1 protein-coding gene is annotated in these 233 nt (G+C 48.5%); it reads right to left on the bottom strand.

All coding sequences use genetic code 11. From position 1 onward, the window contains the following. Positions 1-233, bottom strand: a 233-nt coding sequence (locus tag AAEY83_RS18760) for an aldehyde dehydrogenase family protein (RefSeq protein ID WP_351061729.1), incomplete at both ends; no start/stop codon positions are given.

Below are 233 nucleotides of genomic sequence, written 5' to 3'. Positions count from 1 at the left end.
CCGTACGTGTGAGTATCGCCGTAAAACGAGCCTTTCCAACCAGTGAACGAAAAGAACGGAAGTGGCACCGGAATTGGCACATTAATACCTACTTGGCCTACTTCAATTTCGTGTTGGAATTTACGAGCCACTGCGCCGCTTGACGTGAATAACGAGGTACCGTTACCGTAAGGGCTGTCGTTAATAAGGGCGATTGCTTCATCAAGCGTGTCTACAAACATACCCGCTAGTAC

The sequence above is a fragment of the Psychrobacter sp. TB20-MNA-CIBAN-0197 genome (assembly GCF_040309765.1).
Lineage (GTDB): Bacteria > Pseudomonadota > Gammaproteobacteria > Pseudomonadales > Moraxellaceae > Psychrobacter > Psychrobacter submarinus.
Note: the sequence above shows the minus strand (reverse complement) of the source record. Positions and strands in the feature narration are given on the sequence as shown.